The 3,104-nt window shown below is 51.1% G+C and carries 1 rRNA gene; it reads left to right on the top strand.

Annotation, left to right across the window (positions count from 1 at the left end):
* The first annotated feature begins 131 nt into the window (after positions 1-131).
* A 23S ribosomal RNA gene (locus KGA82_RS27190) occupies positions 132-3,025 on the top strand.
* The last annotated feature ends 79 nt before the right edge of the window (positions 3,026-3,104 follow it).

Genomic DNA, 3,104 nt, shown 5'->3' with positions numbered 1-3,104 from the left:
TGTGATAGAAAGATAGACTGGATAACACTTTCACTGGTGTTTATTCAGGCTAAGGTAAAATTTGTGAGTTTAATCGCGAATTTTCGGCGAATGTCGTCTTCACAGTATAACCAGATTGCTTGGGGTTATATGGTCAAGTGAAGAAGCGCATACGGTGGATGCCTTGGCAGTCAGAGGCGATGAAAGACGTGGTAGCCTGCGAAAAGCTTCGGGGAGTCGGCAAACAGACTTTGATCCGGAGATGTCTGAATGGGGGAACCCACCTAACATAAGTTAGGTATCTTAAGCTGAATACATAGGCTTAAGAAGCGAACCAGGGGAACTGAAACATCTAAGTACCCTGAGGAAAAGAAATCAACCGAGATTCCCTTAGTAGTGGCGAGCGAACGGGGACTAGCCCTTAAGTGGCTTTGAGATTAGCGGAACGCTCTGGAAAGTGCGGCCATAGTGGGTGATAGCCCTGTACGCGAAAATCTCTTAGTCATGAAATCGAGTAGGACGGAGCACGAGAAACTTTGTCTGAATATGGGGGGACCATCCTCCAAGGCTAAATACTACTGACTGACCGATAGTGAACTAGTACCGTGAGGGAAAGGCGAAAAGAACCCCGGAGAGGGGAGTGAAATAGATCCTGAAACCGTATGCGTACAAGCAGTGGGAGCCCACTTTGTTGGGTGACTGCGTACCTTTTGTATAATGGGTCAGCGACTTATTTTCAGTGGCGAGCTTAACCGAATAGGGGAGGCGTAGCGAAAGCGAGTCTTAATAGGGCGTCTAGTCGCTGGGAATAGACCCGAAACCGGGCGATCTATCCATGGGCAGGTTGAAGGTTGGGTAACACTAACTGGAGGACCGAACCGACTACCGTTGAAAAGTTAGCGGATGACCTGTGGATCGGAGTGAAAGGCTAATCAAGCTCGGAGATAGCTGGTTCTCCTCGAAAGCTATTTAGGTAGCGCCTCATGTATCACTGTAGGGGGTAGAGCACTGTTTCGGCTAGGGGGTCATCCCGACTTACCAAACCGATGCAAACTCCGAATACCTACAAGTGCCGAGCATGGGAGACACACGGCGGGTGCTAACGTCCGTCGTGAAAAGGGAAACAACCCAGACCGTCAGCTAAGGTCCCAAAGTTATGGTTAAGTGGGAAACGATGTGGGAAGGCTTAGACAGCTAGGAGGTTGGCTTAGAAGCAGCCACCCTTTAAAGAAAGCGTAATAGCTCACTAGTCGAGTCGGCCTGCGCGGAAGATGTAACGGGGCTCAAACCATACACCGAAGCTACGGGTATCATCTTCGGATGATGCGGTAGAGGAGCGTTCTGTAAGCCTGTGAAGGTGAGTTGAGAAGCTTGCTGGAGGTATCAGAAGTGCGAATGCTGACATGAGTAACGACAATGGGTGTGAAAAACACCCACGCCGAAAGACCAAGGTTTCCTGCGCAACGTTAATCGACGCAGGGTTAGTCGGTCCCTAAGGCGAGGCTGAAAAGCGTAGTCGATGGAAAACAGGTTAATATTCCTGTACTTCTGGTTATTGCGATGGAGGGACGGAGAAGGCTAGGCCAGCTTGGCGTTGGTTGTCCAAGTTTAAGGTGGTAGGCTGGAATCTTAGGTAAATCCGGGATTCTAAGGCCGAGAGCTGATGACGAGTGTTCTTTTAGAACACGAAGTGGTTGATGCCATGCTTCCAAGAAAAGCTTCTAAGCTTCAGGTAACCAGGAACCGTACCCCAAACCGACACAGGTGGTTGGGTAGAGAATACCAAGGCGCTTGAGAGAACTCGGGTGAAGGAACTAGGCAAAATGGCACCGTAACTTCGGGAGAAGGTGCGCCGGTGAGGGTGAAGGACTTGCTCCGTAAGCTCATGCCGGTCGAAGATACCAGGCCGCTGCGACTGTTTATTAAAAACACAGCACTCTGCAAACACGAAAGTGGACGTATAGGGTGTGACGCCTGCCCGGTGCCGGAAGGTTAATTGATGGGGTTAGCTAACGCGAAGCTCTTGATCGAAGCCCCGGTAAACGGCGGCCGTAACTATAACGGTCCTAAGGTAGCGAAATTCCTTGTCGGGTAAGTTCCGACCTGCACGAATGGCGTAACGATGGCGGCGCTGTCTCCACCCGAGACTCAGTGAAATTGAAATCGCTGTGAAGATGCAGTGTATCCGCGGCTAGACGGAAAGACCCCGTGAACCTTTACTATAGCTTTGCACTGGACTTTGAATTTGCTTGTGTAGGATAGGTGGGAGGCTTTGAAGCGTGGACGCCAGTTCGCGTGGAGCCATCCTTGAAATACCACCCTGGCAACTTTGAGGTTCTAACTCAGGTCCGTTATCCGGATCGAGGACAGTGTATGGTGGGTAGTTTGACTGGGGCGGTCTCCTCCTAAAGAGTAACGGAGGAGTACGAAGGTGCGCTCAGACCGGTCGGAAATCGGTCGTAGAGTATAAAGGCAAAAGCGCGCTTGACTGCGAGACAGACACGTCGAGCAGGTACGAAAGTAGGTCTTAGTGATCCGGTGGTTCTGTATGGAAGGGCCATCGCTCAACGGATAAAAGGTACTCCGGGGATAACAGGCTGATACCGCCCAAGAGTTCATATCGACGGCGGTGTTTGGCACCTCGATGTCGGCTCATCACATCCTGGGGCTGAAGCCGGTCCCAAGGGTATGGCTGTTCGCCATTTAAAGTGGTACGCGAGCTGGGTTTAGAACGTCGTGAGACAGTTCGGTCCCTATCTGCCGTGGACGTTTGAGATTTGAGAGGGGCTGCTCCTAGTACGAGAGGACCGGAGTGGACGAACCTCTGGTGTTCCGGTTGTCACGCCAGTGGCATTGCCGGGTAGCTATGTTCGGAATAGATAACCGCTGAAAGCATCTAAGCGGGAAACTAGCCTCAAGATGAGATCTCACTGGGACCTTGAGTCCCCTGAAGGGCCGTCGAAGACTACGACGTTGATAGGTTGGGTGTGTAAGCGCTGTGAGGCGTTGAGCTAACCAATACTAATTGCCCGTGAGGCTTGACCATATAACACCCAAGCAATTTGACTACTCGAAAGAGCATCAGATTGCGGTGTGTGAAGACGCAATGAACCGAAAGTTCGAGA

This window comes from Pseudomonas sp. BF-RE-22, assembly GCF_019956155.1.
GTDB classification, from domain to species: domain Bacteria; phylum Pseudomonadota; class Gammaproteobacteria; order Pseudomonadales; family Pseudomonadaceae; genus Aquipseudomonas; species Aquipseudomonas migulae.
This window is presented reverse-complemented; position numbering and strand designations above follow the sequence as displayed.